At 73.1% G+C, this 26,329-nt stretch carries 20 protein-coding genes, 1 rRNA gene and 1 pseudogene; 12 read left to right on the top strand and 10 right to left on the bottom strand.

Annotated elements, in window-relative coordinates; all coding sequences use genetic code 11:
• Window positions 1-87 precede the first annotated feature (87 nt).
• Window positions 88-204 (top strand): 5S ribosomal RNA (rrf, locus tag ACYQ8L_RS10805).
• Between the two features lie 68 nt (window positions 205-272).
• Here the strand turns inward: rrf and ACYQ8L_RS10810 are convergent.
• The 7 genes and pseudogenes from ACYQ8L_RS10810 to ACYQ8L_RS10840 all read right to left on the bottom strand — a co-directional run bounded on the left by ACYQ8L_RS10810 (window position 273) and on the right by ACYQ8L_RS10840 (window position 8,570).
• On the bottom strand, window positions 273-2,159 hold the full coding sequence (locus tag ACYQ8L_RS10810; RefSeq protein WP_459941806.1) for an ATP-binding response regulator: 1,887 nt from the start codon (window positions 2,157-2,159) through the stop codon (window positions 273-275).
• Window positions 2,146-4,326, bottom strand: a complete 2,181-nt coding sequence (locus tag ACYQ8L_RS10815) for a response regulator (RefSeq protein WP_459941807.1) — start codon at window positions 4,324-4,326, stop codon at window positions 2,146-2,148. Before ACYQ8L_RS10815 ends, ACYQ8L_RS10810 begins: the two co-directional genes overlap by 14 nt.
• A gap of 130 nt (window positions 4,327-4,456) precedes the next feature.
• Window positions 4,457-4,879: pseudogene (locus ACYQ8L_RS10820) on the bottom strand (CHASE sensor domain-containing protein); the annotation flags it as partial.
• Window positions 4,876-5,421, bottom strand: a complete 546-nt coding sequence (locus ACYQ8L_RS10825) for a YfiR family protein (protein WP_459941808.1) — start codon at window positions 5,419-5,421, stop codon at window positions 4,876-4,878. The gene ACYQ8L_RS10825 and the pseudogene ACYQ8L_RS10820, both read right to left, overlap by 4 nt.
• Before the next feature lie 10 nt (window positions 5,422-5,431).
• The gene (locus tag ACYQ8L_RS10830; RefSeq protein ID WP_459941841.1) at window positions 5,432-6,385 is read right to left on the bottom strand and encodes a TonB-dependent receptor plug domain-containing protein; all 954 of its coding nucleotides are present in this window, start codon (window positions 6,383-6,385) and stop codon (window positions 5,432-5,434) included.
• Window positions 6,277-7,338 carry a TonB-dependent receptor plug domain-containing protein gene (locus ACYQ8L_RS10835; RefSeq protein WP_459941809.1) on the bottom strand — a complete coding sequence of 354 codons (1,062 nt, stop codon included), beginning with the start codon at window positions 7,336-7,338 and terminating at the stop codon, window positions 6,277-6,279. The genes ACYQ8L_RS10830 and ACYQ8L_RS10835 overlap by 109 nt, the downstream gene beginning before the upstream one ends.
• A gap of 140 nt (window positions 7,339-7,478) precedes the next feature.
• Window positions 7,479-8,570, bottom strand: a complete 1,092-nt coding sequence (locus ACYQ8L_RS10840) for a GGDEF domain-containing protein (protein WP_459941810.1) — start codon at window positions 8,568-8,570, stop codon at window positions 7,479-7,481.
• Window positions 8,571-8,705: 135 nt separating this feature from the next.
• Here ACYQ8L_RS10840 and ACYQ8L_RS10845 point away from each other — a divergent pair, with 135 nt between their 5' ends.
• The 4 genes from ACYQ8L_RS10845 to ACYQ8L_RS10860 all read left to right on the top strand — a co-directional run bounded on the left by ACYQ8L_RS10845 (window position 8,706) and on the right by ACYQ8L_RS10860 (window position 14,878).
• Entirely contained in the window at window positions 8,706-9,956 is a 1,251-nt protein-coding gene (locus tag ACYQ8L_RS10845; protein ID WP_459941811.1) for a DUF3426 domain-containing protein, read from the top strand.
• Window positions 9,957-9,966: 10 nt separating this feature from the next.
• The gene (locus ACYQ8L_RS10850; protein WP_459941812.1) at window positions 9,967-11,700 is read left to right on the top strand and encodes an ABC transporter ATP-binding protein; all 1,734 of its coding nucleotides are present in this window, start codon (window positions 9,967-9,969) and stop codon (window positions 11,698-11,700) included.
• Window positions 11,697-13,457: an ABC transporter ATP-binding protein gene (locus ACYQ8L_RS10855; RefSeq protein WP_459941813.1), complete on the top strand. Its 1,761-nt coding sequence runs from the start codon at window positions 11,697-11,699 to the stop codon at window positions 13,455-13,457. Before ACYQ8L_RS10850 ends, ACYQ8L_RS10855 begins: the two co-directional genes overlap by 4 nt.
• 134 nt (window positions 13,458-13,591) lie before the next feature.
• A complete protein-coding gene (locus ACYQ8L_RS10860; protein ID WP_459941814.1) occupies window positions 13,592-14,878 on the top strand; it encodes an HlyC/CorC family transporter in 1,287 nt (428 codons plus the stop codon).
• Between the two features lie 50 nt (window positions 14,879-14,928).
• Here ACYQ8L_RS10860 and ACYQ8L_RS10865 read toward each other — a convergent pair whose 3' ends face one another.
• The 3 genes from ACYQ8L_RS10865 to ACYQ8L_RS10875 are packed head-to-tail and all read right to left on the bottom strand — an operon-like array spanning window position 14,929 to window position 19,035.
• Window positions 14,929-16,581: a methyl-accepting chemotaxis protein gene (locus tag ACYQ8L_RS10865; protein WP_459941815.1), complete on the bottom strand. Its 1,653-nt coding sequence runs from the start codon at window positions 16,579-16,581 to the stop codon at window positions 14,929-14,931.
• 14 nt (window positions 16,582-16,595) lie between these two features.
• Window positions 16,596-17,507 (bottom strand): hydrogenase small subunit, encoded by a 912-nt coding sequence (locus ACYQ8L_RS10870; RefSeq protein ID WP_459941816.1) that lies wholly within the window; start codon window positions 17,505-17,507, stop codon window positions 16,596-16,598.
• Between the two features lie 22 nt (window positions 17,508-17,529).
• Window positions 17,530-19,035 carry a nickel-dependent hydrogenase large subunit gene (locus tag ACYQ8L_RS10875; protein WP_459941817.1) on the bottom strand — a complete coding sequence of 502 codons (1,506 nt, stop codon included), beginning with the start codon at window positions 19,033-19,035 and terminating at the stop codon, window positions 17,530-17,532.
• 365 nt (window positions 19,036-19,400) lie between these two features.
• Here ACYQ8L_RS10875 and mraZ point away from each other — a divergent pair, with 365 nt between their 5' ends.
• From mraZ to ACYQ8L_RS10910, 7 genes are all read left to right on the top strand, one after another.
• Window positions 19,401-19,841 (top strand): division/cell wall cluster transcriptional repressor MraZ, encoded by a 441-nt coding sequence (mraZ, locus tag ACYQ8L_RS10880; protein WP_459941818.1) that lies wholly within the window; start codon window positions 19,401-19,403, stop codon window positions 19,839-19,841.
• Window positions 19,838-20,161: an STAS domain-containing protein gene (locus ACYQ8L_RS10885; protein WP_459941819.1), complete on the top strand. Its 324-nt coding sequence runs from the start codon at window positions 19,838-19,840 to the stop codon at window positions 20,159-20,161. The genes mraZ and ACYQ8L_RS10885 overlap by 4 nt, the downstream gene beginning before the upstream one ends.
• On the top strand, window positions 20,148-21,107 hold the full coding sequence (gene rsmH / locus ACYQ8L_RS10890; RefSeq protein WP_459941820.1) for a 16S rRNA (cytosine(1402)-N(4))-methyltransferase RsmH: 960 nt from the start codon (window positions 20,148-20,150) through the stop codon (window positions 21,105-21,107). The genes ACYQ8L_RS10885 and rsmH overlap by 14 nt, the downstream gene beginning before the upstream one ends.
• Entirely contained in the window at window positions 21,107-21,433 is a 327-nt protein-coding gene (locus ACYQ8L_RS10895) for a cell division protein FtsL (protein WP_459941821.1), read from the top strand. Before rsmH ends, ACYQ8L_RS10895 begins: the two co-directional genes overlap by 1 nt.
• Window positions 21,408-23,390, top strand: coding sequence for a penicillin-binding protein (locus tag ACYQ8L_RS10900; protein ID WP_459941822.1), 1,983 nt, complete (start codon window positions 21,408-21,410; stop codon window positions 23,388-23,390). Before ACYQ8L_RS10895 ends, ACYQ8L_RS10900 begins: the two co-directional genes overlap by 26 nt.
• Before the next feature lie 90 nt (window positions 23,391-23,480).
• Complete coding sequence (locus ACYQ8L_RS10905; protein WP_459941823.1) at window positions 23,481-24,980, top strand: UDP-N-acetylmuramoyl-L-alanyl-D-glutamate--2,6-diaminopimelate ligase; 1,500 nt, start codon at window positions 23,481-23,483, stop codon at window positions 24,978-24,980.
• Window positions 24,977-26,329 (top strand): UDP-N-acetylmuramoyl-tripeptide--D-alanyl-D-alanine ligase, encoded by a 1,353-nt coding sequence (locus ACYQ8L_RS10910; protein WP_459941824.1) that lies wholly within the window; start codon window positions 24,977-24,979, stop codon window positions 26,327-26,329. The genes ACYQ8L_RS10905 and ACYQ8L_RS10910 overlap by 4 nt, the downstream gene beginning before the upstream one ends.

Raw genomic sequence — 26,329 nt, forward strand, 5'->3', positions numbered from 1 at the left:
TCGAGGGGGCGTGGGTCGAGCGTGTGAGGCGAGGCGCGAGCGTGGCGAAGCGTGTGGAACCGAGGCCCGATGAGGTTGTTGATCTTTTTCGGTGGCGATAGCGAGGGGGACACACCCGTTCCCATTCCGAACACGGCCGTTAAGCCCCTCAGCGCCGATGGTACTGCCTGGGCAACTGGGTGGGAGAGTAGGTCGCCGCCGAGCCTTTTCGACGAAGCGCCCCCGTGGAGGTCACCCCTCCCGGGGGCGCTTTCCTTTTGCGGGATCTATCCTCAGCCCTTGAGAGCCTCCCGGACGAGTTCCACGAGCTCCGGGGTGCGAAGGGGCTTCCAAGCGAACCCGGCCAGCTCCAGTTCGGCCGCCTTTTCGGGGCCCAGCTCCGGGTCGAATCCGGTGCAGAGCACGACGGGGAGCCCCGGATGCCGGCCCCAGAGCTCCGGGAGAAACCCCGTGCCGCGGCCGTCGGGGAGGGTCTGGTCGAGCACCGCCGCGACGAGGTCCGGGCGGTCCAGATGACGGCGGGCCTCGGCGAGGCTGCCGGCCGTGACGACCCGGAAGCCGGCCTCTTCCAGGGCCTCGGCCGCGAGCTCCCGGATCGTCTCCTCGTCGTCCACGAACAGAACGGTGCCGCCGCCCGGCCGGCCGGGCAGCGGGGCGGGGGCCGCGGGGGGCGGTGCGGCCGCAGCCGCCTCGGCCACCGGGAAATAGAGGCGAAACTCGGTGCCTTTCCCGGGGCTGCTTCGGAGGGTGACGCGCCCGCCGGCGGCCGTCACCACGCTGTGCACCAGCGCCAGCCCCAGACCCGTTCCCTGGCCCGGGGGCTTGGTGGTGAAGAACGGCTCAAAGATCCGGGGTTGGAGCTCCGGGGGGATGCCTTCGCCCGTATCGGTGACGGTGAGCACGGCGGAGGGCCCCTCGGGGAGCCCCGGCGGGGGGGCGCCTCCCTGCTCCTTCGGCTGGAGTACGCGGATCTCGATCCGGCCCTCCCGCTTCCCGATCGCGTGGGCGGCGTTGGTGCAGAGGTTCAGGACGACCTGGTGAAGCTCGGTCGGGTCGGCGAATACGCGGCCCTCTGCCCCGGGATCCGCGGTGAACGAGACCTGGATGTTCGCCGGCAGGGTGGCCTCCATGAGGGCGGCGGCTTCCCCCGCGATATCGGCAAGGTCCACGATTCGGGGGGCCCGGGGCCGGTCGCGGCCGAAGGCGAGCACACGGGCCACGAGGTCCCGGGCCCGTTCGGCCGCCCGGGTGAGCTTCTGCAGGTTCTCGGCTTCACGGGACTCGGGGGGGAGTTTGCCCGCCACCAGGTCGGCATAGCCCAGGATGGGCTGGAGAAGGTTGTTGAGCTCGTGGGCGATGCCCCCGGCCAGCACCCCGAGGGCCTGGAGTTTCTGGGACACCGCGAGTTGGCGTTCGAGTTCTGCCTCGTGGGTGATGTCGCGGACGACCGCGAGCACCTCCGCTCCCGAGGCCGGGGCGAACCGGGCCTCGAACACATGGCGGCGGCCGTCGCGCTCCACCTCGAACTCCAGGTGCCCCCCCTGGGCGGCGGCCGCGCACTCCTGCACGACGGCGAGCGCATCGGGGGGGAGCGGTCCGTTCGGGCCGATGCGGTGCCCGACGGCCTGCCGGGCCTCTTCGGCCAGGGGAAAGCCCGGTGGGGCCGAGGCGTCCCGGTAGGTGCCGTCGGCGTCGATCCGCAAGAGGAGATCGGGAAGAGCCTCCAGGAGGGCCCGCAGACGCCGCTCGCTTTCGGCCACACGGCGGAATGCCCGGCTGGCCCTGTGGATGTGTCGGATCCGGTGCCCGAGGAGCCTCCAGCTCAGGGGTTTGCCCAGAAAGTCCGTGGCCCCGGCGTCGAAGGCGGCGGCCAGCGCCTCCTGATCGTCCCGGTCGGTGATGACGACCACGGGTATGGCGGGGCCTTCCGGGTGGCGCCGGATCTGTTTGCACAGCGTCAGCCCGTCGATGCCCGGCATTCGGACGTCGAGGAGCACGAGGTCCGGGGGCGAGGCGGTGAACGCCTCCCAGGCGGCCTCCCCGTCCGCGGCCTCCACCACGGCGAACCCCGCGTGCTCCAGGGTTGCCCGGATCAGGATCCGGGTGGTCGGTTCGTCGTCGGCCACGAGGGCCAGCGGCCGTTTCTCAGCGCGTTCCATGGTGCGTTTCCCCCTCCCGGGCCGAGGCCCACTTCGCGAGCGCCTCGGCCACCTCCTGGTACACCCCCTGGAGCCCCTCGGCCGTTCGCCGTGCCTCCTCCACATCGCCGGCCCGCAGCGCCTGGTCGATCGCCCGGCACCGCTCGTGGAGTCCCTCGGCCCCCACGTTCCCGGCCGCGGATTTCAGCGCGTGTGCGGCCTCCCGGGCATCCGAGGGGTCGCCCCCGTCGAGCCCCTCCCGGATCCGCGCCACGAGCCGGCCCGACGACGCCAGAAACGCCCGGGCCACCTCCCCGGCGAGGCCCGGCCCTAGGTCCGCGAGGGCCGCCTCGTTCACCGCCGGCGCCCCGGTGGGCGGGGCGGCCGGAAGCCACCGGCCCAGCAGTTCGGCCAACTGCGCCCTCCGGAACGGCTTGGCCAGGTAGTCGTCCATGCCGGCCGCCAGGCACGCCTCCCGGTCGCCGGCCATGGCGTGGGCGGTGAGGGCGACGATCGGCACGGTGCCCCCCCGACGCCGGATCTCCCGGGTCGCGTCGTACCCGCTCATCCCCGGCATCTGGCAGTCCATGAGGATGAGATCATAGCCCCCCTTCGCCCAGGCCTCCACGGCGGCCCGTCCGTCGGGCACCACGTCCACCCGGCAGCCCATCTCCTCCAGGAGTCCCCGCGCCACCACCTGGTTCGTCGGGTTGTCCTCGGCCAGGAGCACCCGGGCGTCGAAGTGGGTCGCGGGGGCGGCGGCCGCACCCGCCCGGACGTGTTCCTCGCCGGGGCCCGCGCCGGCCCCGCTGAGGAGGCGGCGCAGTTCGGTGGGCCGTACCGGCTTCCGGAGTACCGCCGCCACCCCGGCCCGAGCCGCTTCGTCGAAGGCCTTGGGATCGGCCGAAGAGGTGAGGAGGACTTTTCGGATGCCGGCCCACCGCGGGTCCTCGGCCATCCGTGCCGCGAGGTCGATGCCGTCCATGTCCGGCATGACCATGTCAAGAATCGCGAGGTCGGGGAGCCGCCCGTCCCGGGCCGCCCGTTCCAGGACCTCCAGAGCCGTGGGGCCGTCGGCCGCGCACAGGGCCTCGGCCCCCCAGCGCCCGAGTTGCTCGGCGAGGATCTCCCGGTTCGTCGCGTTGTCGTCCACCACGAGCACCCGAAGCCCCCCGGGCCCGCGTGTCTCCTCCTCCGCCTCCTCGGCGATCTCGAAGGGCACCGCGAACCAGAACCGGCTCCCCACCCCCTCCCGGCTCTCGAACCCGATCTCCCCGCCCATCCGTTCGACCAGGTGCCGGGAGATCGCGAGCCCCAACCCCGTGCCCCCGAACCGCCGGGTGGTGGAGCCGTCGGCCTGGGTGAACGCCTCGAAAATGTGGGGTTGGGCGGCTTCCGGGATCCCGATCCCGGTGTCGGCCACCTCGAAGCGGATCTCGGCCCGCCGGGCCGACCGGGCCGTGACCTCGGCCGAGACCACCACCTCCCCCTGGGGGGTGAACTTGACCGCGTTTCCCACCAGGTTGTGGAGGACCTGCCGGAGCCGCACCGGGTCGCCCCGCACGAGGGTCGGGAGCTCGGGGTCGAGGCGCACGGCCAGCTCCAGGCCCTTGGCGTGCGCCGCCTCGCTGAAGGTGTCGGCCACGTCCTCCACCAGAGCGGCCGGGGAGAGTTCGATCACCTCCAGCTCCAGCCGGCCGGCCTCGGCCTTGGAGAAGTCGAGGATGTCGTTCAGGAGCGCCAGCAGGTGCTCGGCCGAACGCTCGGCGGTGCGCACGAACCGCTCCTGGCAGGCGTCGAGCCGGGTGGAGAGCAGGAGATCCAGCATCCCGAGCACCCCGTTCATGGGGGTGCGGATCTCGTGGCTCATGTTCGCCAGGAACCGGCTCTTGGCCCGGCTCGCCTCCTCGGCCGCCTCCTTGGCCTCCCGCAGCCGCTCCACCGTGCGTTCGAGTTCCTCGTTGGTCCGCTCGAGTTCGGCCGTGCGCCGGGCCACGAGGTCCTCCAGCCGCTCCCGGTGGGCGGCAAGCTCCCGGTCCCGGACCTCGAGCTGTTCGAGCATCTCGTTGAACCCCAGGCACAGCCCGCCGATCTCGTCCGTGCCCTGGGGTTGGACCCTGAGGTCGAAGCGTCCGTCCCGGGTCACCCGTTCCATGGCGGAGGCGAGATCCTGCAGCGGCCGAGCCACGGCGGCCTGAAGCCCGCAGGGCCAAGGCGAGCGCCAGGGCCAGGATCCCCGCCGCCAAACCGGACGACGCGAGGAGGTCGCGAGCGAGCGCGCGGCGCCAGGCCCGTAGATCGGCCCGGAGCCAAAGGGCCCCGATCGGCCGGCCGTCAAGCTCCACCGGCGTGCCCACGACGAGTTCAGCCCCCTCCCACCGGACGGCGGACTCCCGCAGGACCCCGGCGGGAAACGGCGCCGATGCCCCCGCGGGGTAGGCGGCGAAGGGCCGCCCACCCGGCGTGAGGACGGCCGCCTCGGTCACGATGGGGTGGGCCCGAAGGGCCGAGAGGGTCTCCTCGGCGGCCTTGGTGTCCTGGAACGCCAGGGGTGCCGACACGTTCACCGCGAGCACCCGGGCCAGGGCCGTGAGTTCGTTGGCGGCCTGGGAGGTTTTGTCCCGGACCCTCTGGACCCCGAGCACCCCGGTGACCACGAGGGCCACGAGGGCGGTCGGCACCGCCACCGCGAGGAGGAGCTTCCAACGCACCGGAAGGTTTGCGAACGCCCGCACCCTCATCGGAGTTCCTCCACGAGCCGGGCGAGGCGCAGCACTTTGGAACTGAGCTCCAGACCGCCCCGCCGAAGCGCCGCCCGGTTCACATCGATCCGTACCCGGCCGCCCATATGCCAGAAGCTCACCGCTCCTCCCCAGGTCGCGAACCCCTCGATGTCCGCCACCGAGAGGACCGGTTTGCCCCGAATCGCGGCGATCACCTCGGCCGCCCGCTTTCGCTCCGGGGCCGCCACGTACGCGACGTGGCAGCCGTCGAGCGCGGTCAGGGCCTCCAGCCGCTGGGTCTCGACGGGGTGGCCCTTGACCGTCTCGCCCGCGAGGCCCGCAAGCGCCTGGGTCACGGGATCGTCGCCCAGGAGGCACACCCGAAGCGGGCTCGCCGCGACCGGGAAGGTGCCGGGGGGCCAGTCGGTGAACCGGGCGAGGTTGAGGACGATGGCCGCCTTGATCTCGGCTTCGGCGAGGCCCCCCTCGGCGAAGCCGAGCCGGGAGACGAGGGGCACCGCTGCGATGGCGGCCAGGAACTCGCGGCGGGTCAACGCCATGCCGGTCGCCTCAATGGGTCCAGGTCACCCGGGCGTACACCGACCGCTCCACCTCCGCCGGCACCGTGGAGAGGATGTCCGGGGTGAACTCGGGGTGCGCGGCGTCCAGGAGGTTCTGGCCGACCAGGGACACGGTGAGGCCCGGCAGCGGCGTCCACCCGATGCGCAGGTCGGCCGTGGTGTAGGCGTCCACGCCGAGGCCGGGGAGCCCGGCCACGTGACGCACCCAAAGGTCCAGTTCCCACCCGGCCGGGAGATCCCAGGACGACAGGAGGGACACCTGGTTTCGGGGTGCCTCGCCCTCCGCCGCCTCGGATAGGGTGTCCCGGCTTTCGTCCTCCGGGGTGAGCCGGAGCACCAGCCAGGTGTAGGAGAGCCGGAGCCGCCACCACTCGGTCGGGTGCCAACCCGTTTCCAGTTCGGTGCCGTAGACCGCACCCCGCATCCGGTTCTCGGCGGTCATCTCCTGGACCCAGATCCCTCCGGCCCCGGGGGTGGGGTCTCCCACGGGCTCCACGGTGCGCAGGTCCCGGTAAGCGTGCCAGAACGCGGTCGCGTCGGCGGTAAAGGTCCGCCCGAACGTGCCCCGGTAGCCCAGTTCGTACGCCGTGAGCTTCTCGCTTTCGAACTCCTCGTTCCCCACCAGGTGGATCTCCACCGGCACGGGCATTTCCCCCGTGGGCTCCAAGCGGGTCATCCGGAACCGGATGTCGGCCTCCGCGCGGCTCGGGGTGCGCACGGCCCGGCTCACGGCGGCCCACACCCGGTGGCGCGGGGTCACCACCCACAGGGCCCTGGCGTTGGGCTGCACCTCGGCCCCGGTGTAGTCGTTGTGTTCGAACTTGGAGCCCAGGGTCAGGCGCACCCGGCCCGGCACGAGATCGATCTCGTCCTGGAGGAAGGCGCTCCAGAGCCGGTCGGTCCGGCGGTCGTCGGACACCTCGGCGGCGTAGCTGTCGTCCAACCGGTCCCGGGTGAGCCGCGCCCCCAGGCCCCACACGATCTCGTGGCGTCCCCCAGGGTGAAGCGGTGCTGCAGATCGAGGTCCCAGGTGTCCCGCACCTCGCCCAGGACGTCGGAGGAGCGGTCGGTGCGGTCGTAGTAGGCCTGGACCGAGAGTTCCGCGGTGGGGGAGAACCACCGGTTCCAGCGGCCCAGCGCGTAGGCCCCCCGGACGTGATCCTCCTCGTCGAACTCCCGCGCGGGGTCCCCGGGCCCCACCAGGGCCCGGGTGCGGCTCTGCACGGCCTCGTGGTAGGCCTCGCCCTGGACCATCCAGGTCGAGGCGCCCGCCATCCCCCCGTCGAGGCGCCACCCGCCCCGGAGGCCCTGCCACGCGTCGTGGGCGTCCCGGCCGTTCGTGTCCACCGAGGCGTCCCGACCGAACCCCCGCGCCCACACCCGGCCGAAGGCGTTCCCCACCGCGAATCCGTGCCGCAGGTTCACGAAGCCCCGTTCCTCGGTTCCCCCGCCCAGGGTGATGCGGGTCCCCAGGGTGTCCTTGGCGTGGCGGGTGATGATGTTGATCACCCCGTTCACGGCGTTCGCGCCCCACAGGGTGGCCCCGGGCCCCCGGATCACCTCGATGCGTTCCACATCGTCCAGCGGAAGATCCTGCGCATCCCAGTGGACGCCGGAGAAGAGCGGCGTGTACACCGTGCGGCCGTCCACGAGCACCAGGAGTTTGTTGGAGAACCGTCCGTTGAACCCCCGGGCGCTCACGGCCCATTTGTTGGCGTCGATGCGGGCCACCTCGACCCCGGGCACGAGCCGGAGCGCCTCAGGCACGCTCGTGGCCCCGGACCGACGGAGGTCCTCGGCCGTGACGACCGTGACCGCGGCCGGCGCGTCGGACAGGACCTCGGCCCGGCGGCTCACGGTGGTGACCTCCGTGGAAAGGAGTTCCTCGAGGCTCATGGTCGTGAGCCCCCCGCCCTCCCCGGCGGCGGCCGGTACCCACCCCAGGCACAGGAGCGCGGCGAGGCACCCCGCAAAACCAACCGGTCGGTTGTCGGATTCCGTTTCGAGGGGCCATGCCGGTCTCTCCTTTGTGTCGGTCAGGAACGGGTCGCGGACGGGTGGGCCGGTACCTCGGCCGCCGACACCCCGTCGCGGCTCGTTTCCTTGACCCGGTACATGGCCTGGTCGGCGAGCCGCACCAGGGCCAGCTTCGTCTGGGCGTCGTCGGGGAAGGTCGCCACCCCGAAGCTTGCCGTGATCCGGATGCGGTAGCCTTCGTCCTGCAGGAAGTACCGCGACCGGATTCGGTTGCGCAGGTTCGAGGCCATCTGGACGGCCCCCTCCTTCGGGGTGTTGGGGAGCACCACCACAAACTCGTCGCCCCCGTACCGCACGGCCACATCGGCCTTGCGCACGTGGGACCGGATCACCCGGCCGACCTCGGTGAGGAGCCGGCTTCCCACCAGGTGTCCGTAGGTGTCGTTCACATCCTTGAAATAATCGAGGTCCAGGAACACGAGCGACACCGGGTACCCGTACCGTCGGGCCCGGTCGAGTTCGTAGTCGAGCACGTCCAGGAGGTAGCGGGCGTTGTAGAGCCCGGTGAGGTCGTCGGTGACCACCAGATCCCGCACCTTCTCCACGTACCGGGCGTTCTCGATGGCGATGGCCGCGTAGTCGGCGATGGTCGAAAGGATCTGCAGGTCGGCCTCGGTGAATGTGCGCTCGTCCAGGGGGTTCACGAGTTCGATCACCCCCAGAACCCGGTTTTTGCTTTTCAGCGGCACGCACACGATGGACCGGGTGTTGAACTGCACCGCCTCGTCCACCTTGGGCGCAAACCGCGGGTCCTGGCGGACGTCGGAGATGAGCAGGGGGTTCCCGTGGAGGGCGACCCACCCGGCGATGCCCTCCCCCTTCTGGAGGCGGATGTCCTTCAGGCGGTCGGCCGCCGGGGACACCGCGATCTCGAAGGTGAGCTCGCCGGTGCGCTCGTCCACGAGGAGGAGCGACCAGGTTTTGGGCCGAAGAAGCTGGCCCACCTTGTCCATGATGATGCTCAGGACCTCCTTGAGGTCCAGGGTCGAGGTCAGGGCCTTCCCGATCTCGACCAGGGTCTCCAGTTCGCGCGTTCTGCGCTCCAGGAGTCCCCGGAGTTCGGGCGGACAGGCGTCGTTGGGTTCGGCCATCTCGTCTCCCGTTGCGGTCGGCGGCCGCCGGGACGCTCCGGCGGCGTTATTGCGCTCCCCTACCTCTTCGGCTAGTATGCCCCGAGGTTTTAGCCCGAGAGGGTGGCGTTCCCCTTCCCACGGATCCGAGGCGCCATGCAGGTATCCTGCCCCAAGTGCCGGGCCCGCTACGAGGTGCCGGACGAGAAGCTCTCCCGGGGGGCCGTGAAGATCCGGTGTTCCCGGTGCGCCCACCTGTTCGCGGTGCGCCGGAGGCCGGAGGCCCCCCCCGAGCCTCCGGAGGCGAGGTTCGAGGACTTCGCTTCGGGGGGAGCGGCGGCCGCGCCAGGCGGGGACGAGGCGGCGGGGGGGAAGGGACCGGAGGGAGGGCCGCAGATCCCGGATTTCGAAGACCTGCCGCCCGTGGGGGAGCTGGACCTCGCGGAAGGCTCCGGGGAACCCGCCGCCCCTTCGGCGCCGCAGACCGAGCCCGAGGTCCCGCCCCTCGACGACCTGCCCTCCCTCGAAGACCTGGATCTGGGGGACTTTGCTGCGGAGCCGGCCGGCGAAAAGGCCGGGGAGGCCGCCCGGCCGGAGGCCGAGATCCCGGCGGTGGACGACCTGCCCTCGTTGGGGGAGCTCGATCTCGCGGATTTCGAGGCCGACGCCGGCGGGCCCGAGCCGGGCGCCGCCGAGCCCGAGCCGGAACTGGAACGGGTGAGGGAGGACGACCTCGTACCCCCCCATCGGCAGGCGGGCGTACAGGTGCAGGGGCTGGCCGACGACATGCCCCGCCTGGATCTCCAGCGGGGCCCCCGGAGCCGGCCCGAGGGGGCGGGCCGGTCGCCCCTCGTGGCCCGGGACCGGCGCCGGTCGCCGCTCTTCTGGGTGGTGGTTCTGGCCATTGCGGGAGCCCTCGGGTTCACCGGGTACAACGTGTACCGGCACCCCGAGGCCTTTACGTTCCTGAGCCCCTCGAAGATCCGGGCCCTGTGGCACCGCCGGGCCGTGGGGGCCCGGCTGGCCGTGCAGAACGTCGAGGGGTACTACCGGGATCTCGCGGGGGGGCGGCGGGTGTTCGTGATCCGCGGGGAGGTGTGGAACCGGTCCCAGGCGCCCCAGAGCCTGGTGCGGGTGCGGGGAAACCTGTTCGACGACCGCGGCCGCACGCTGGCCTCCCGGGAGGTGTACTGCGGGAATGTGCTCACGGAGAAGGATCTCGCCACCCTTTCGCCGGCCGACCTCGAGGCCCGGCTCCAGAACGAGGTGGGGGAGGGCCTGAGCAACATGGACATCCGGCCCGGGGGGCGGGTGCCGTTCATGGTGGTGTTCCTGCCGGCGCCCGAGGGGGCTGTGAAGTTCAACGCCGAGGTCGTGGAGGCCCGGGAGGGGGCCTCGGGCAGGTGAGTTCGCCGGTGTGATCCAGACGTTCCGACCCCTCGTTCCCCACCTGCGACCCCATGCGAAGTCGTTCGCATGGGGTTTTGTCGCGTTGGTGTTCTCCGTGGCCCTGCAGTTGGCGGGCCCCCAGGTGCTGCGCCGGGGGGTGGACGCCCTGGCCGGGGGGGAGGGAGACGTTCTGGGCCTCGCCCTCCTGCTGGGCGGACTCGCCGCCGGACAGGCCCTGTTTCGGTTTGCGTCCCGTCGGCTCACCCTGGGGGCGGCCCGGGCCGTGGAGCACGACCTGCGCATGGCGTACGTGGGCCACGTGCTGCGGTTGCCCCTCGAGACCCTGGACCGGGCCCGCAGGGGTGATCTCGTGAGCCGGGCCCTCCACGACCTCCAGGATCTAAGGCTTTTCCTGGGGGCGGGATGGCTCAATCTGTGCCAGACCCTCCTGGTGGGCTCCGGCACGGCGGTGCTCCTGTGGCGGATCCACCCGGGGCTCACCGCCGTGGCCCTGGCGCCGTTTCCGGCCATCGCCTGGGTCGTCCGGCGGATGAGCCCCCGGCTCCACCGGAGGTTCCTGGCGGCCGACCGGGCCGCCGGGGCGGTGGCCGACCGGGTCCACGAGACCCTCACCGCGGTCCGGCTGCTGCGGGCCATGCGCCGGGAGCGGTGGCAGGAGGAACGGTTCCGGGGCGAGAACGAGGCCCTGTGCCGGGCCCGGGAACGGGTGGTCTGGGCCTGGGCGGCCGTGTTCCCGGCGGTGGGCGTGCTCGCCGGCCTGGGCCACGTGGCCGTGCTGGGCCTCGGAGGATACTGGGTCGCCACGGGGGCCCTGTCCCTGGGCGGGTTCGTGGCCTTCAGCGCCTACCTTGCCATGCTGATCTGGCCCATGGTGGCCCTCGGCTGGACCCTGAGCCTGGTGCAGCGGGGGGCGGCCGCCCTGGGCCGGTTGGAGGAGGTCCGGCGCTGGCCGGCGGAGCCCGAACCGGGGGCACCCCTGCCGCCCCCGGCGGGGGTGTGCGTGCGGGCCGAGGGGGTGACCTACACCTATCCGGAGGCGGCCGCCCCGGCCGTGGCCGGGGTCGATTGGGCGCTTCCCGAGGGGGGCATGTGGGCCCTGGTGGGGCCCACGGCGTCGGGCAAGAGCACCCTGGTGTCCCTCGTGGCCCGGTTGCGCCGGCCCCAGCGGGGCACGATCGAGATCCACGGCGCGGCCCTCGACCGGGTGGCCGACCCCGCCCTGCGCCGCCACCTGGCGGTGGTTCCCCAGGAGGATTTTTTCTTTTCCGACTCGGTGGCCGCCAATGTGCTCCTGGGCCGGCCCCGGGACGACGACCGGATCTGGGAGGTCCTGGCGCTGGCCGGGCTCGACGCCGACGTGCGCTCGCTTCCGGGCGGGCTCGACGCCCGGGTGGGGGAGGGCGGGATCACCCTCTCCGGGGGGCAGCGCCAGCGCCTTGGGATCGCCCGGGCCCTCTACGGCGACCCGGACGTCCTCGTGCTGGACGGGAGCCTCTCGAACCTCGACGCGCGAACGGCCCGGGAGGTCCTCGGCCGCGTCCGGCGGCGCTTCCGGGGCCGCACCCTGGTGGTGGTGAGCCACCGGGCCTTCGAGGTGGAGGAGGCCGACGGGGTGTGGTTCCTGGAGCGGGGCCGGATCGTGGCTCGGGGCACCCACGGGGAACTGTGGCGCCAACTCCCGGCCTACCGCCGGCTCTACCGGGAGGAGGAGCTCCGGCGCGAGCTCGAGGAGGCGCCGTGAGACCCCACGCACCGGCGGCGCGGCCGGTGAGGCCGGGGGACTGGCGGCTCCTGGCCGAACTCTGGCCTCTGACCCGGCCGTACCGCCGGGCGCTCGCGGCCGGCGTGGGGCTGATGGCCCTCGGCGCCTTGGGCCGCATGGCCGGCCCCTATCTCGTAAAGCTCGCCATCGACGGCCCGGTGGCCCGGGCCGACGCGGGGGGGCTCGCCGGGCTTGCGGCCCTGTACCTCCTCGTGCAGGCCGGGGTCGGGGCCGTGGAGGCCGGGCAGACGGTGCTCCTTCGCACCCGGGGAGAGCGGATCCTGCGGGACCTGCGGGAGCGGCTCTTCGCCAAGGCCCTGCGGCTTCCGATGGACCGGCTCGACCGGACCCCGGCGGGCACGGTGGTGTCGCGGGTATCCTCCGACGTGGCCGTGCTGGCGGACCTCTTTAGCGCCGGGCTCGTGGGGGTTTTGGGGGACATCGTCCTGGTCCTGGGGATCCTGGCCGTTTTGTTCCGGCTCCATGCCGGGCTGGCCCTCACGGTGCTCGCGGTGTTCCCGGTGCTCCTCGGCGCCTCCGAGTGGATCCGGCGGGGCATGCGCGAGGCCTACCGCAACGCCCGGGAGGCCACGGCCCGGCTCACCGCGGCGATCCACGAGCACCTGCGGGGGGCCGAGGTGGTCCGGCTGTTCGGGGCGAGGGCCTGGAGCCTCGGCCAGGTCGAGGAGCGCGGGGAGGAGAACCTGCGGGCCCAGGTGCGTTCGGTGACCCTGCAGGCCCTCTTCTTCCCCTTGGTGGAGCTGTTTTCCGCCCTGACCCTGGCCTTGGTCCTCTGGAGGGGCGCAGGGTTCGCCGCCGGGGGGACCCTGACCTTCGGGGCCCTGGTGGCGTTCTTCGAGTACGTGCAACGGCTCTTCCGGCCGCTCCGGGACGTGGGCGAGCGGGTGAACGTGCTCCAGGCGTCCCTCGCCGCGGCGGAGCGGATCACCGGGTTCCTCGACGAGCCCTCGGAGGCCCCGGGGGGCCGCGCCAGGCCCCCGATCCGGGGGGAGATCGTGTTCGATGACGTGACCTTCGGGTACGGCGACGACGACGAGGTGCTCCGGGGCTTCGACCTGGTGGTGCGGCCGGGGGAGTCCGTGGCCCTGGTGGGGCCCACCGGGTCCGGCAAGACGACCGCCGTCCACCTGCTCCTCGGGTTCTACCCGCCCCGGGCGGGCGAGATCCGGATCGACGGCGTGCCCCGGTCCCGGCTCGACCCCGAGTGGTTTGCCCGCCACGTGGCGCTCGTGCCCCAGGATCCGGTCCTCCTCCGGGATACGGTGTTCGAGAACATCCGGCTGGGCCGGGAATGGGTGGGGCCGGCCCAGGTCGAGGCCGCGGCCCGGGCCGTGGGGCTTCACGAGATGATCGAGGGGCTGCCCGCCGGCTACGACACTCTCCTCGGCGAGGAGGGGGCGGGGCTCAGTTCCGGGCAACGCCAGCTCGTGGCGTTCGCCCGGGCCCTGGCCGGTGACCCCCGGATCCTGATCCTCGACGAGGCCACCTCGGAGGTGGACCAGGCCACCGAGGCCCAGATCGAGCAGGCCCTGGCCGCGCTGCTCCAAGGCCGGACCTCGCTTGTGGTGGCCCATCGCCTGAGCACCGTGCGCCGGGTGGATCGGATCGCGGTTCTTCGCCGGGGCCGGGTTGTCGAGCAGGGAGGCCACGACGCACTCTTGGGCCGGGGCGGATGGTACCGCAGCCTTTACGAACTCAACCTCCTGCGGGCGTGACCGGCCCCGGTGCCCCGCCTGGCCCGGCCTTCCGCCCTCGGCGAGCCCGTCCTCGGACCCCGCGCCGGCGGGGGGCGGGAGCCCCTCGGCCGAAGACCACGAGACCGTAGACCGCTTTTCCCGGGAGTCCCATCGTGAGCGAGTTCGACGTTCCGAAACACGTGGGGGCGCTGGTCGTGCTCCTCGTCCTGTCGGCGTTTTTCTCGGGGTCGGAGACCGCGCTACTGGGCGCCGACTGGTGGCGGATGCGCTACCGGGCCCGGGCCGGCGATATGCGGGCCCGGATCTACGAGGCCCTCCTGGCCCGCCGAGATCACCTGATCGGCACGATTCTGGTGGGGAACAACCTGGTGAACATCGCGGCCTCCGCCCTTGCCACGGCCGTGGCCATCCAGTGGTTCGGCGAGGAGGGGATCGCCGTGGCCACCGGGGTGATGACCTGCCTTCTCCTCGTGTTCAGCGAGATCGCCCCCAAGACCTTCGCATCACAGCGGCCCGAGGCGGTGGCCCTGGCCGTGGCCCCGGTGTTTGCGGTGCTGTGCCGGCTGTTCTACCCGTTCGTGGCCGCGGTGACCCTGGTGTCGAACGGCCTGCTGCGCCTCATGGGGGCGAGGCCCGAGGCCGCGGCCCGCCAAAGCCTGTCGGAGGACGAGATCCGGGTTCTCCTGGAGGACGGCACCGGAGCTTCGGTGGAGGAGGCCCGGCGCCGGATGCTCCACGGGATCTTCCGGATCGGCCGGCAACAGGTGCGGGAGATCATGGTGCCGCGAACGCGGGTCCAGGCCATCGACGTGGCCACCCCGCTCAAGGAGGCGGTGGAAACCTTCGTCCGCACGGGGTACACCCGGCTCCCCGTGTACCGGGAAAACCTCGACGATCTCGTGGGCATCGCCCACGTCCGAGACGCCGTGGCCCTCCTGATCCGGGACCCCGCAGCGGGCATCGCCCAGGTGGCCCGGGAGCCGTTTTTCGTGCCCGAAACCAAGGACCTGGAGAGCCTGCTCTACGAGTTTCGGACCCGCCGGACCCACATGGCCGTGGTGGTGGACGAATACGGGGGGGTGGAAGGGATCGTGACCCTCGAGGACGTGATCGAGGAGATCGTGGGGGAGATCCGCGACGAACACGACGTGGAGGCCGACGCGATCCGGTTCCTGCCCGGAGGCGAGGCTCTGGTCCACGGGGGCACCCCGATCCGGGATCTGAACCAGAAACTGGGCCTTCGGCTCCCCACCGAGCCCGACGTGACGCTGGCCGGGTTCCTGATGACCCGGCTCGGGCACATCCCCCAGGCCGGAGAGACCGTGGAATACCGGGGGCACCGGTACACGGTGGAGCGCACGGCCGGCCACCGGGTGCTGCTCGTGCGGGTCACCCCGCTGTCGGAGCCCGGCGCGGAGCCGTCGGCGCAGTCGCGCTGACGGCCCCCGGGGGCCGGCCTTCCCTCCTACGCGCCCCGAACCGGCGAGCCTTACACCGTGAACCGGGCCATGAGCCCCTTGAGGCTCAGGGTCTGGGAGCCCAGCCGCTCGGCGGTGCCCCGCGTCTGTTCCACGGCGGCGGCGAGCCGGGTGGCGAGCTCGGCCACGGCGTCGAGGTTCCGGCTGATCTCCTCCACCGCCGCGCTTTGCTGCTGGGTGGCGGTGGCGATCTGGGACACCCGGTCGGCGGTCTGCTCGATCTGGGCCACGATCTCCCGGAGCGCCTCCCCCCCTTGCCGCACCAGGGCGCTCGAAGCCTCGACCTCCCCCAGCCCCTCCTCCACAGATGCCACGGCGCGGCCGGTCTCGGTTTGGATGCCGGCGATCGTGTCCCGGACCCGGCGGGTGGCCTGGCCGGTCTTTTCCGCGAGCTTCCGGACCTCGTCGGCCACCACCGCGAACCCCCGGCCGTGCTCGCCGGCCCGGGCCGCCTCGATGGCCGCGTTCAGGGCGAGCAGGTTCGTCTGGTCGGCGATGTCCTCGATGACCTGCATCACGGTGCCGATCTCCTCGGCGCGCGCGCCCAGGTCCCGGACTTGGCCGGCGATGGCCCGAACCCGATCCTCCACGCGGGCCATGCCCTCCACCCCCCGGGCCACGGTGGTCCCGCCCTGTTCCGCCGTTTGCGACGCGGTCTGGGCCGTGGCCGCCGCCTCCTGGGTGTCTCGCGCCACCTGGAGCACGGTGGCGCTCATCTCTTCGGCCGAACTGGCCGCCGCGTGGGTACGGTCCTTTTGGGCCTCGGCCTGTTCGAGGGCGGCGCGGCTGGCCCCCAGGATCTCTTCGGCCCCGGCGGCCACCGCCTCGGCGGTGGCCAGGACCTCGCGCACCAGGGTTTGGAGGTTGGCGAGGAACCGGTTGAACGCCCCGGCCAGTTCGGCCATCTCGTCCCGCCCTTTCACGGGGAGGCGGCGGGTGAGGTCGGCCTCGCCCGTGGCCATCTCGTCCACCCGGGCCGCAAGCGCCCGGATCGGCCGGCTGACCCGGAGCCCCAGGAGGAACCAGGTGCCCAGGGAGGCCACCGCGAGCCCCGAGAGGCCGGTGACGATTCCGGTCGCCACGATGCCCCGGCGCGACGCGGCCACGAGGTGCCGGGTCTTCTCCTCGGCCCGGGCGAGGTGGGCGAGGCTGTACCGGACGTAGAGGACCCCGGCCAGATCCCCCTCCTTGGCCTCCTCGTGGCAGCGCAGGCAGTCCGCGGTCATCGTGTGGGAGCGCAAAAGGACGACCTCTCCCTCCCGTTGCATCTCGGTAAGGCCCTTGCGGGCCGCCGCGCGCTCGAACTCCTGGCGCGGGAACCGCTGCTTCACCGATTCGGGGCGGCTCGCGTAGTCCACGACGCCCTGGGCGTCGAGGAGGCCAATCTCGATCACCCCCTCGATCGTCCCCAGGTCGCCCAGGAGGTGCTGGAACTGGTCCATCTCGCCCCGCTCCAGGGACCCCTTGGTGCCGGTTTCGAGGCTTGTGAACACGTTTCGGGCCTGGGCCGCGGCCGCGTCGGCGAGCTCCAGGGCGCTGGCGCGGCCCAGTTCCTCCATGGCGCGGGTGGCGCGGGTCGTGGCGACCCAGGTGCTCACCCCGAACGCGAGCGCCAGCACGCCGAGAAGAAAGCCGCCCACCTTGAGCTGGATCCCGATTCGCATGAGGCTCCTCCCGGTCACGCCGTGCGCCCCTCGTGGAGGCGGTAGAACGGATACCCTGGGTTCCGGGCGAACCCGGGCCGGGCGCAGCCCGTGCAGGGAGCCCGGCCCCGCACGCACCAGTTCACGCCTGCGTTCCAGCCCCGCCACGGGCAGTCGGAGGGGGTCAGCACCCCCTGGCAGCCCAGTTGGAACAGGCACCCGTCCTCCCCGGGCGCCCGGGCGAACTCCTGGCGTTCGTACTGGGCGAAGTGGGGGCATTGGTCATGGACGGGCCGGGCGAAGAACGGGAGCGGCCGGCCCTCGTCGTCCAGGCGGAGTCCCGCCGGCCGCAGGGCGAGCACCGCGGTCCCCACGATCCAATGGGGGTGGGCCGGACACCCGGGAACGTTGATGACGGGTGAGGAAACACCGCGGTCCTTGAGAAACGCTCCCACGGGCACGGCGCCCGTGGGGTTCGGGGGCGCCGCCGGGATGCCGCCGAAGCTCGCGCAGGTGCCCACGGCCACGACCGCCGTGGCCCTGGGGGCCGCCCGTGCCACCACCTCGGCCAGGGGTTCCTCCCCCACCGTGCACGCGTCGGGCATGCCGGCCGGCACCGCCCCCTCCACCGCCAGCAGATAGCCTCCGGCCTCGATGGCCTTTTCCACGGCCTGGAGGGCGGCCGGCCCGGTGGCGGCCGAGAGCGTCGGATGGAACCGCAGGGCGAAGTAGCGGGTGATGAGTTCCGCCGGTCCCGGTCGTTCGGCGTTCAGGAGGCTCACGGAGCAGCCGGAGCACGACTGGCCCTGGAGCCACAGGAGCCCCGGCCGGTCGGCGGCGAGGCCCTCCAGGGCCCGGGCCACGCCGGGGACGGCCGGGCCGCCGAGGCCGAGGGCGGAGGCGAGGACGGCGGCGTCCCGGAGAAACTCGCGTCGGGTGATGGCCATGGTGGGTCTCCTCCCCTTGAGGTCAGTGGACCGCGCAGGCGATGCACGGATCGAACGACCGCACGACCCGGGCCACGGCGAGCCCCGGGGGCTCCCCCTTCCGAGCCCTGAGGCCCTCGAGCGCCGCCTCCACCGGCCCGGGGATGCCGGCGTCGTCCCGGGGCGAGAAGTTCCAGGTGGAAGGCACCACGCACTGGTACCGGTCGATCCGAAACCCCTCGATCCGGGCCCAGTGGCCCAGGGCCCCCCGGGGCGCCTCCACGAGCCCGGCCCCGGTTCCCGACGGCCGGGGGCTGTACTCGCCGGCGGTCGGGCCGCCGGGTTCGAGGCGTTCGAGCCATTCGTTCATCTTGCGGGCCAGGGCCCAGGCCTCGAGCCCCCGGGCCAGGTGCCGCCCCAGCACGCCCGAGAGGGCCCCGGCCTGGAGCCCCGCGGGCGCGAGCCAACGACCCTCGGCCTCGCGGATGTCCGGGTGGCCCCGGGCCGCGGCGATCCGGACCCGGGCGAGGGGGCCCACCTCCAGGGGGCGGCCGGCGTACCGGGGGGCCTTGAGCCAGGAGTAAGCCCCGGGTTTCCCCGGATCGGGCCGGGTCGCGCCCTCGGCGGGGCGCGACGGCCCGGCCGTGCGGTACCAACTGTGGCCCACCTCTTCGGCGATGGCCTCCGGCCGCAGGGGCTCGAGGCGGCCGTCGGCCAAGATCCCCGAGGGAAGCCAGGGGCTGCCGTCGGCCTCCTCGAAGGCCCCGAAGGCCAGAAACGCCCCGGGTCCCCGCCCCTCCTGGGCGAGGTGTGGAAGCCTCCTGCCGAGTTCCAGGAGGTCCGGCAGGTAGGCGGTTTCGACGAACGTGAGCACCCGGCCGAGATCGCTGCGGAACGCCTCCAGTTCCAAGGGGTTGACCGGGGTCGTGACGCCCCCGGGCACCAGGGAGGCGGTGTGGGGCATCTTCCCCCCGAACCGGGCGGCCATGCGGTGGCAGGCCTGCCGGACCTCGAGGGCCTCGAGGTAGTGGGCGAGCGCTGCGGCCGTCCACGGCCCGTCGGCCGGGAGTCCTCCCTCCCACTGGGGGAGGAACGGGGCGGCCGGCAGGACCCGGTTCGACCGCACCTCCCCCTCGGCCCAGGCCCGCAGGGCGGCCAACCGCGGGTCGTCCCCCTCGTAGGCCAGGATCCCGGCCACGTCCACGAAATCGAGCGCGCTCAGGTGATAGAAGTGGAGGAGGTGGCTCTGGAGGAAGTTCGCGCCCAACACGAGGCTGCGAAGCAACCTCCCGTTGGGGGGGACCGCGAGCCCCAACGCCTCCTCGAGGGCCCGGCACGAGGCCACGGCGTGGCTCACGGGGCAGACCCCGCAGATGCGCTGGGTGATCACCGGCGCATCGAGGGCGTCGCGGCCCTTCAGGATCGATTCGAACCCCCGGAACATCTCCCCGGCCATCCGGGCCTCGGCGAGTCGGTCGCCGTCCCAGCGGGTTTCGACCCGCAGGTGGCCCTCGATGCGGGTCACGGGATCGAGCACGAGTGTGGCCATGGGATGCCTCCTCCCTAGATGTTTCCCGGATGACGGCCTTGGATCCCGGCTATGGATTGTCCCGGTGGACACGTTGTTCCATCGGCGGGGACGAGGAACGGCTTGAGGGGAATTGGGAATATTTTGGAGAAAATCGTATGGAAAAGAGTTTAGAGTTATTTCTCTTTTGCAGTTTTTGGGCCATGTGTTGCAACTTGTTTCTTGTTCCCCCGTCCCAGCCCCCTTTCCGGGACGGGACACGTTTCTCCCACCCCGGCAAGATCTTTTCGGGAAAGGTCCTTGACAGGGGCGGGACCGGTTTGTATAGTCCGGCCATGTTGTGGGATGAGGTGGGATAGAGTGGGGCACCAGGCCATGGAGGCCGCATGTTCCGGGGATGCTTCGAGCACACCATCGACGACAAGGGTCGGCTCAGCATCCCCGCGCGGTTCCGGGAGGCCCTGGAGACCACGTTCAGCGCCCCCCTGTACCTGACCCGCCACAAAGACTGCCTCGTCGCGTACCCGGCCGACGAGTGGCGCGCCCTCGAGGCCCGGATCAACGAGCTGCCCGCCTTCGATCCCAAGATCCAGGCCTTCCGCAGGTTCTTCTACGCCCCGGCCCAGGAGTGTCCCGTGGACAAGGCGGGCCGGATCCTCGTGCCCCCGACGCTGCGCTCCTACGCGGGCCTCGACCGCCAGGTGGTCCTGGCCGGCATGGGAAAGAACTTCGAGATCTGGGCCAAGGAGCGCTACGACGCGGCCATGGACGCCGTGGCCGCCCAGTTCGACGAGATCGCGGGGGCCGTGGGAGGGTTGGGGCTGTGAACCGCATCGTGCGCCGAACCCACCGGGGGGTGCCGGTGGTGCGGATCGAGGGGGAGCTCGGGCTCGAGCGGGCCCAGGACTTCCGCCGGGTTCTCCGGGAGGCCCGGGGGGACCGGATCGTCGTGGATCTACGAAAAGCGAGCCACCTCCACTACCGGATGGCCACCGAACTCCTGGAGCTCGCCCGCCGCCGCCGCGTGGAACTCGTGGGGCCGAGCCCCTATCTGCGGGAGATCCTGCGGTTCGTGGGCGGGGCCGACGGGGTGCTGCCGGAGTTCCGGACGCTGCGGGAAGCCCTGGAGGCCCATGACGCGGCCTGACGGGGGCTACCACGTCCCGGTGTTGGCCCGGGAGGCGGCGGACCTCCTGGTGACCGACCCGGACGGTCTCTATGTGGACGGCACCCTCGGGGGGGGCGGGCACGCCCGGGAGATCCTGGCGAGGTTGGGCCCCGGGGGGCGGCTTCTCGGCCTCGACCGGGACCCCGACGCCCTGGCCCACGCGGCCGCCTGGGCCGGGGACCCCAGGGTCCTTCTCCGGCGGGCCAACTTCGCGGAATTGTCCGAGGTCCTGGAGGCCGAGGGGCTGGGGCCGGTCACGGGGGTGCTCCTGGATCTGGGGGTGAGCTCCCACCAGGTGGACGAGGGGGAGCGGGGATTCAGTTTCCTTCGCGACGGCCCCCTGGACATGCGGATGGACCCGGAGGGGCCGGTGACGGCCGCCGACCTCGTCAACACCCTGGACGAGGCCGAGCTCGCCCGGATCTTCCGGGAGTACGGGGAGGAACCCCGGGCCTCGCGGGCGGCCCGAGCCGTGGTGACCGCTCGGCGGAAGGCCCCGCTTCGGACCACCGCCGACCTGGCCCGGACGATCGAGGAGGCCCTGGGGCGGCGCGGGCCGAAGCACCCGGCCACCCGGATTTTCCAGGCGCTCCGGATCGCCGTGAACCGGGAGCTGGAGGCACTGGATCGGTTTCTCGAGGCCCTGCCCGGGGTGCTCGCCCCCGGAGGCCGGGTGGTCGTGATCTCGTACCACTCGCTGGAGGACCGCCGGGTGAAGCGGGCGCTCCGGGCGGGGGAGCCCCAGTGCCGCTGCCCCCCCGAGGCCCTTCGGTGTACCTGCGGCCGGCCCGGCTGGCTCCGGGTCCTCACCCGGAAGGTGGTGCGGCCCTCCGCCGAGGAGGTGGCCCGGAACCCGCGGGCCCGAAGCGCGCGCCTCCGGGCTGCCGAGCGGCTTGTACCCGACCGAGGTCAGGGAGGACAATGATGACCACCACTGCGCTCACCCGTGCCCTGCGAGCCGAGGCCTGGACCGCGTCCCTCTCGGGGTTCGTCCCCTGGCTCTGGAAGGCCGGCGCCTTCGGTCTGTGCCTCCTCGCGGCCCTTCTCTTGGTGACGCTCCGGATCCAGGCCACCCGGCTCCAGTACGAGATGGACGAGCTCGTGCGCCAGAAGCAGGGGCTTTCCGAACGGCTCTCCAATTTGGAGGTGGAGCGGTCGGCCCTGGCCGCGACGCCGCGCATCGAGCGGGAAGCCCGCCGCCTCGGGTTCGTGGTGCCGGGCCGGGATGCGGTCGTCGTCCTCCCAGAGTAGGAAGAAGGCGGCCGGACCGCTCCGGGGCGAGCGGGTCCGGCTGCGGCTCGTGGGGGCGGCCCTCCTGGGACTCCTGGCCGTCGCCGGTCTGCGGGCGGCCCACCTCCAGATCCGGCTGGCCCCCGAGCTCCGGGCCCGGGCGGCCCGCCAGCACCAGGGCCAGATCGAGATCCTTCCCACCCGGGGAGCGATTTTCGACCGAAACGGCCGGGAGTTGGCCTTGAGCGTGCCCGGCTGGAGCCTGTTCGCGGACCCCTCGGTATTACTGGAACGGGAGGACGATCTCGCCCGGCTCGCCGAAATCCTGGGGCAGCCCCAACCCGAGGTGCGAAGGCGCCTGGAGGCGGGGGGAAGGCGGTTCGCGTGGCTCAAGCGGGCCCTGTCCCCCGGGGAGCTCGCCCGGGTGCGAAAGGCCGACATCCCCGGCACGGGCCTGGCCCAGGAACCCCTGCGGTTCTACCCGAAGCGTTCCCTGGCCGGACAGGTGCTGGGGTTCGTGGGGGCCGACGGGAAGGGGCTCGGGGGCCTCGAGTTCGCGTTCGACGGGCTCCTCAGGGGCCGGGAGAAACGGGTGGTGGCGACCCGTGACGCCCGGGGTCGGCTCCTGTTGCGCAACGCCCCCGATCCCCTGGAGGCGAGCGGGGGAAGCCTGGTGCTCACGATCGACGAGACCCTCCAGCACATCGCCGAGGAGGAGCTCGCCCGGGCGGTGGAGGCGAGCCGGGCCCGGGGCGGGGTGGCGGTGGTGGTGGATCCGGGTTCGGGGGAGATCCTGGCGCTGGCCCAGGTGCCGCCGTTCAACCCGAACGATCTTGCCGGAAGCCAAGCCGAGGACCGGAAGGTTCGGGCCGCGGTGGACGTGTTCGAGCCCGGGAGCACCATGAAGCCGCTCTTCGTGGGCCTTCTGTTCGACCGTGGGGCGGCCCGGCCCGGGGAGCGCATCTTCTGCGAAAACGGGGAGTGGCCGGTCCACGGCCGGGTCATCCACGACCACAAGCCCCACGGCTGGCTCACGGTCGAGGAGATCCTTCGGGTCTCGAGCAACATCGGGGTCGCGAAGCTCTCGGAGCGGATCGCCCCCGAGGACCTCTACGCCGGATACCGCAGGCTCGGATTCGGCAGGCCCACGGGAGTCGAGTTGCCCGGCGAGTCCCGGGGGATCCTGCCGGAGCCGGGGGACTGGTCGCTCATGACCCCCAAAACCCTGGCCTACGGCCAGGGCATCGGGGCCACGGCCCTCCAGGTGGCCGGGGCCTTCGCCGCACTGGCCAACGGCGGCGTGGGGATGCGGCTCCGGCTGGTGCGGGAGGTCCGGGGCCCGGGGGGCGAGACGCTGGAGCGCACCGAGCCCGAACCCCGGGCCCGGGCCTTCTCCACCGCAACGGCCGCCCGGCTCACCGAGATTCTGGAGGGAGTGGCGGGGCCCGAGGGAACCGCGCCCCAGGCGGCCGTGCCCGGGTTTCGGGTGGCGGGGAAAACCGGCACGGCGTGGAAGGTGGAGGGGGGCCGCTACAACCCCAGGAAGGTCTGGGCGAGCTTCGTGGGGTACGTGCCGAGCCGGGCCCCGAGGCTGGTGATCCTCGTGGCGGTGGACGAGCCCACGAAGGGGCCTCGGTACGGCGGCGTGGTGGCCGGCCCGGCGTTCCGGGAGATCGCCCGGCGAAGCCTGGCGTATCTGGGGGTGGCGCCCGAACAGGCCGTTTCCCAGGCGCCCCCGCCGCCACGGGGGGAGCCGGCACCGGCGGACGGGCCGGCCGAGATCCGGCCCGGCGAGATGCCGGACTGCCGGGGGCTCACGCTCCGGGACGCGGTGCGGGTGCTGGGCCGGGCCGGCCTGCTGGAGGGGGCCCGGCTCCTCGGCACCGGGTGGGCCGCCCACCAGGACCCGGCCCCGGGCACTCGGGTGGAGCCCGGGACGAGCTGCACGGTGGTGTTCCGCCCCGCCTTCGACGGGTGACGAACGGCGCCCCCGGGTGTCCCCGCCGCGGCATGAACCAGCGGGCCGACGACCGCTGGCCGAACCCGCAAAGGAACAAAGACGTGACCGATGCGCCTCGGTGAACTGCTGGTCCATCTGCCGGGAGCAAGGCCCCTGGATCCGGGCGACCCCGAGATCCGAGGGATCACCTGCGACTCCCGGAAGGTGCGCCCGGGCTACCTCTTCGCCGCCGTGCCCGGCACCCGGGTGGACGGCCACGCCTTCGCCCCTGCCGCGGCCGCGGCAGGGGCTTCGGCGTGTTTGGTGGCCCGGGACGTGGCCGCGCCGGGGGCCGTGCGCGTCCTCGTGGCCGACCCCGAGGAGGCCCTCGCAAGGGCGGCCGCGGCGTTTCACGGCAACCCCTCCCGGGCGCTTCGGGTCGTGGGGATCACGGGCACCAACGGGAAGACCACCACGGCGTTCCTGGTCCAGCACATCCTGGCCTCGGAGGGCCGGATCACGGCCCGGTTGGGCACCGTGGGCTATGCCTTCCCGTCCGGGGAGGAGCCGGCCCCGCTGACCACCCCCGACGCCGAGACGCTCCAGGCCGCCCTCGCCCGGGCCCGGGCCGAGGGCGCCCAGGACGTGGTCATGGAGGTGAGCTCCCACGCCCTGTCCCGCCAGCGGGTCGGGGCGACCCGGTTCGCGACCGTGGCGTTCACGAACCTGACCCAGGACCACCTGGACTACCACGGCACCCTGGAGGCCTACTTCGAGGCCAAACGGAGCCTGTTCACCCGCCACGGCCCCGAGGCGCCCGCCGCCGTGAACGCGGACGACCCCTTCGGCCGGCGGCTTCTCGGCGAGCTCGGCGGCCGGGCCGTGCCCTTCGGCGTCGGCGAAGGGGAGGGGCTGCGGGTGCTAGTGGAGGAGGAGGGGCCGTGGGGGTTCCGGGGCAGGGTGCGGTTCCAGGGGCGCGAGGTGCCGCTTGCACTTCCCCTGGCCGGCCGGTTCAACGCGGCCAACGCGGCCTGCGCCCTGGCCTGCGCCCTAGCCCTGGGGGTGGATCTCGCCCGGGCCGCCGAGCACCTGGCCTCGGCCCCGGCCGTGCCGGGCCGGATCGAGGCCGTTCCCAACCGGCTCGGGATCGGGGTGTACGTGGACTACGCCCACACCCCCGACGCCCTCGACCGGGTCCTCGAAACCGTGGCCGCCGTGACCCCGGGCCGGGTGATCGCGGTGTTCGGGTGCGGGGGCGACCGCGACCGCACGAAGCGGGCGCCCATGGCCCGGGCCGCGGCCCGTTGGGCCCGGGCGGTCGTGCTCACGGCCGACAACTCCCGCTCCGAGCCCACGGAGAGGATCCTCGACGAGATCGAGGCCGGGATGCCCGAGGGATGGCAGAGGGTCCAAGCCCCCTCGGGCCTCGGGGCCGATCGGGCCTACGCCCGGGTGGCCGACCGGGCCGAGGCGATCCGGTGGGCCGTGGCCGCGGCCCGCCCGGGCGACGCCGTGGTGATCGCCGGCAAGGGGCACGAGACCACCCAGACCCTGGGGGACCGGGTGCTGCCCTTCGACGACCGCGTGGAGGCCCGAAGGGCCCTCGCGGAGCGGGAGGCGGCGGCATGAGGTGGCGGCTCGGGGAGCTCGCCGCGGCCGCCGGCGGGGAGCTCCGGGGCGGCGACCCGGACGCCCGGGTCGAGCGGGTCCACACCGACACACGGACGCTACGGCCGGGGGAGGTCTTCGTGGCCCTGGTGGGCCCCCGCCACGACGGCCACGACCACCTGGCCGAGGCCGCCCGGCGGGGTGCGGTGGCCGTGGTGGTCCACCGCACCGAGCGCCTCCCGGCCCTCCCGGCCGTCGTGGTGGACGATACGCTCCGGGCCCTGGGCCGGCTCGGGGCCGAGGCCCGCCGCCGGCTCGGGATTCCGGTGATCGGGGTCACCGGAAGCGCCGGGAAAACCACGACCCGGGAGCTCGCCGCGGCCCTCCTGCGGGACCTGGGCCGCCGGGTGCTCACGAGCCCGGGCAACTGGAACAACCGGATCGGCCTGCCCCTGACCCTGTTGGGGGCTTCGGGCGACGAGACCGCGGCCGTCTTGGAGCTCGGGATCAGCGAGCCGGGGGAGATGGCCGAGCTCACGGCGGTGGCCCGGCCCGACGTGGCCGTGATCACCTGCGTGGCCCCCTGCCACACCGAGGGGCTCGGGGGCCTCGAGGGGGTGGCGCGGGAGAAGCTCGCGATCGCCCGGGGCCTCCGGCCGGGGGGGACCCTGGTTTTGCCCTTCGGGGACGAGCACCTCTCTCCGCCGGAGGGGGTGCGGTGCCTCACCTTCGGATGGGAGGCCGGGGCCGACGTGCGGGCCGAGGGGTTCCGGCCCCGGGGTGCCGAGGGGGTGGAGTTTCGGCTGGAGGGCCGGCGGGTCCGGCTCCCGCTCCTCGGCCGGCACAACGCCGAGAACGCCCTGGCCGCCTGGGCCGCGGTCAAGGCCCTCGGCCTCGGCGCCCCCGACCCCGAGCGGGCCTGGCGGGAGGTGGCCTCGGCGCCGCTTCGGGGGGAGGTCCGGCGCACCCCCTCGGGGGCCCACCTCTACGTGGACTGCTACAACGCGAACCCCAAGGCCGTGGAAGCCGCCTTGGAGACCCTGGCCGGGCTCGCCGGAGGGGCCCGGATGCTCGCCGTGCTCGGGGAGATGCGGGAGCTGGGGGACCTCTGCCGGGCCGGCCACGAGGCCGTGGGCCGGGCGGCGGCCCGGCTCGGGGTGGCCGAGCTCCACCTCCTGGGCCCGCGCACGGCCGCCGTGCGGGAGGCGGCCCTCGACGCCGGGATGCCGCCGGAGCGGGTGTGGATCTACGACGACCGGGCCACGTTGGCGGCCGCCGTGGCCCGGCGGCTCCGGGAGGGCGACTGGGTGCTGGTGAAGGGAAGCCGGGCCATGGGGCTCGAGGCCGTGGCCGACGCGCTGGAGCGATGA

It is taken from the genome of Deferrisoma palaeochoriense (assembly GCF_054656955.1).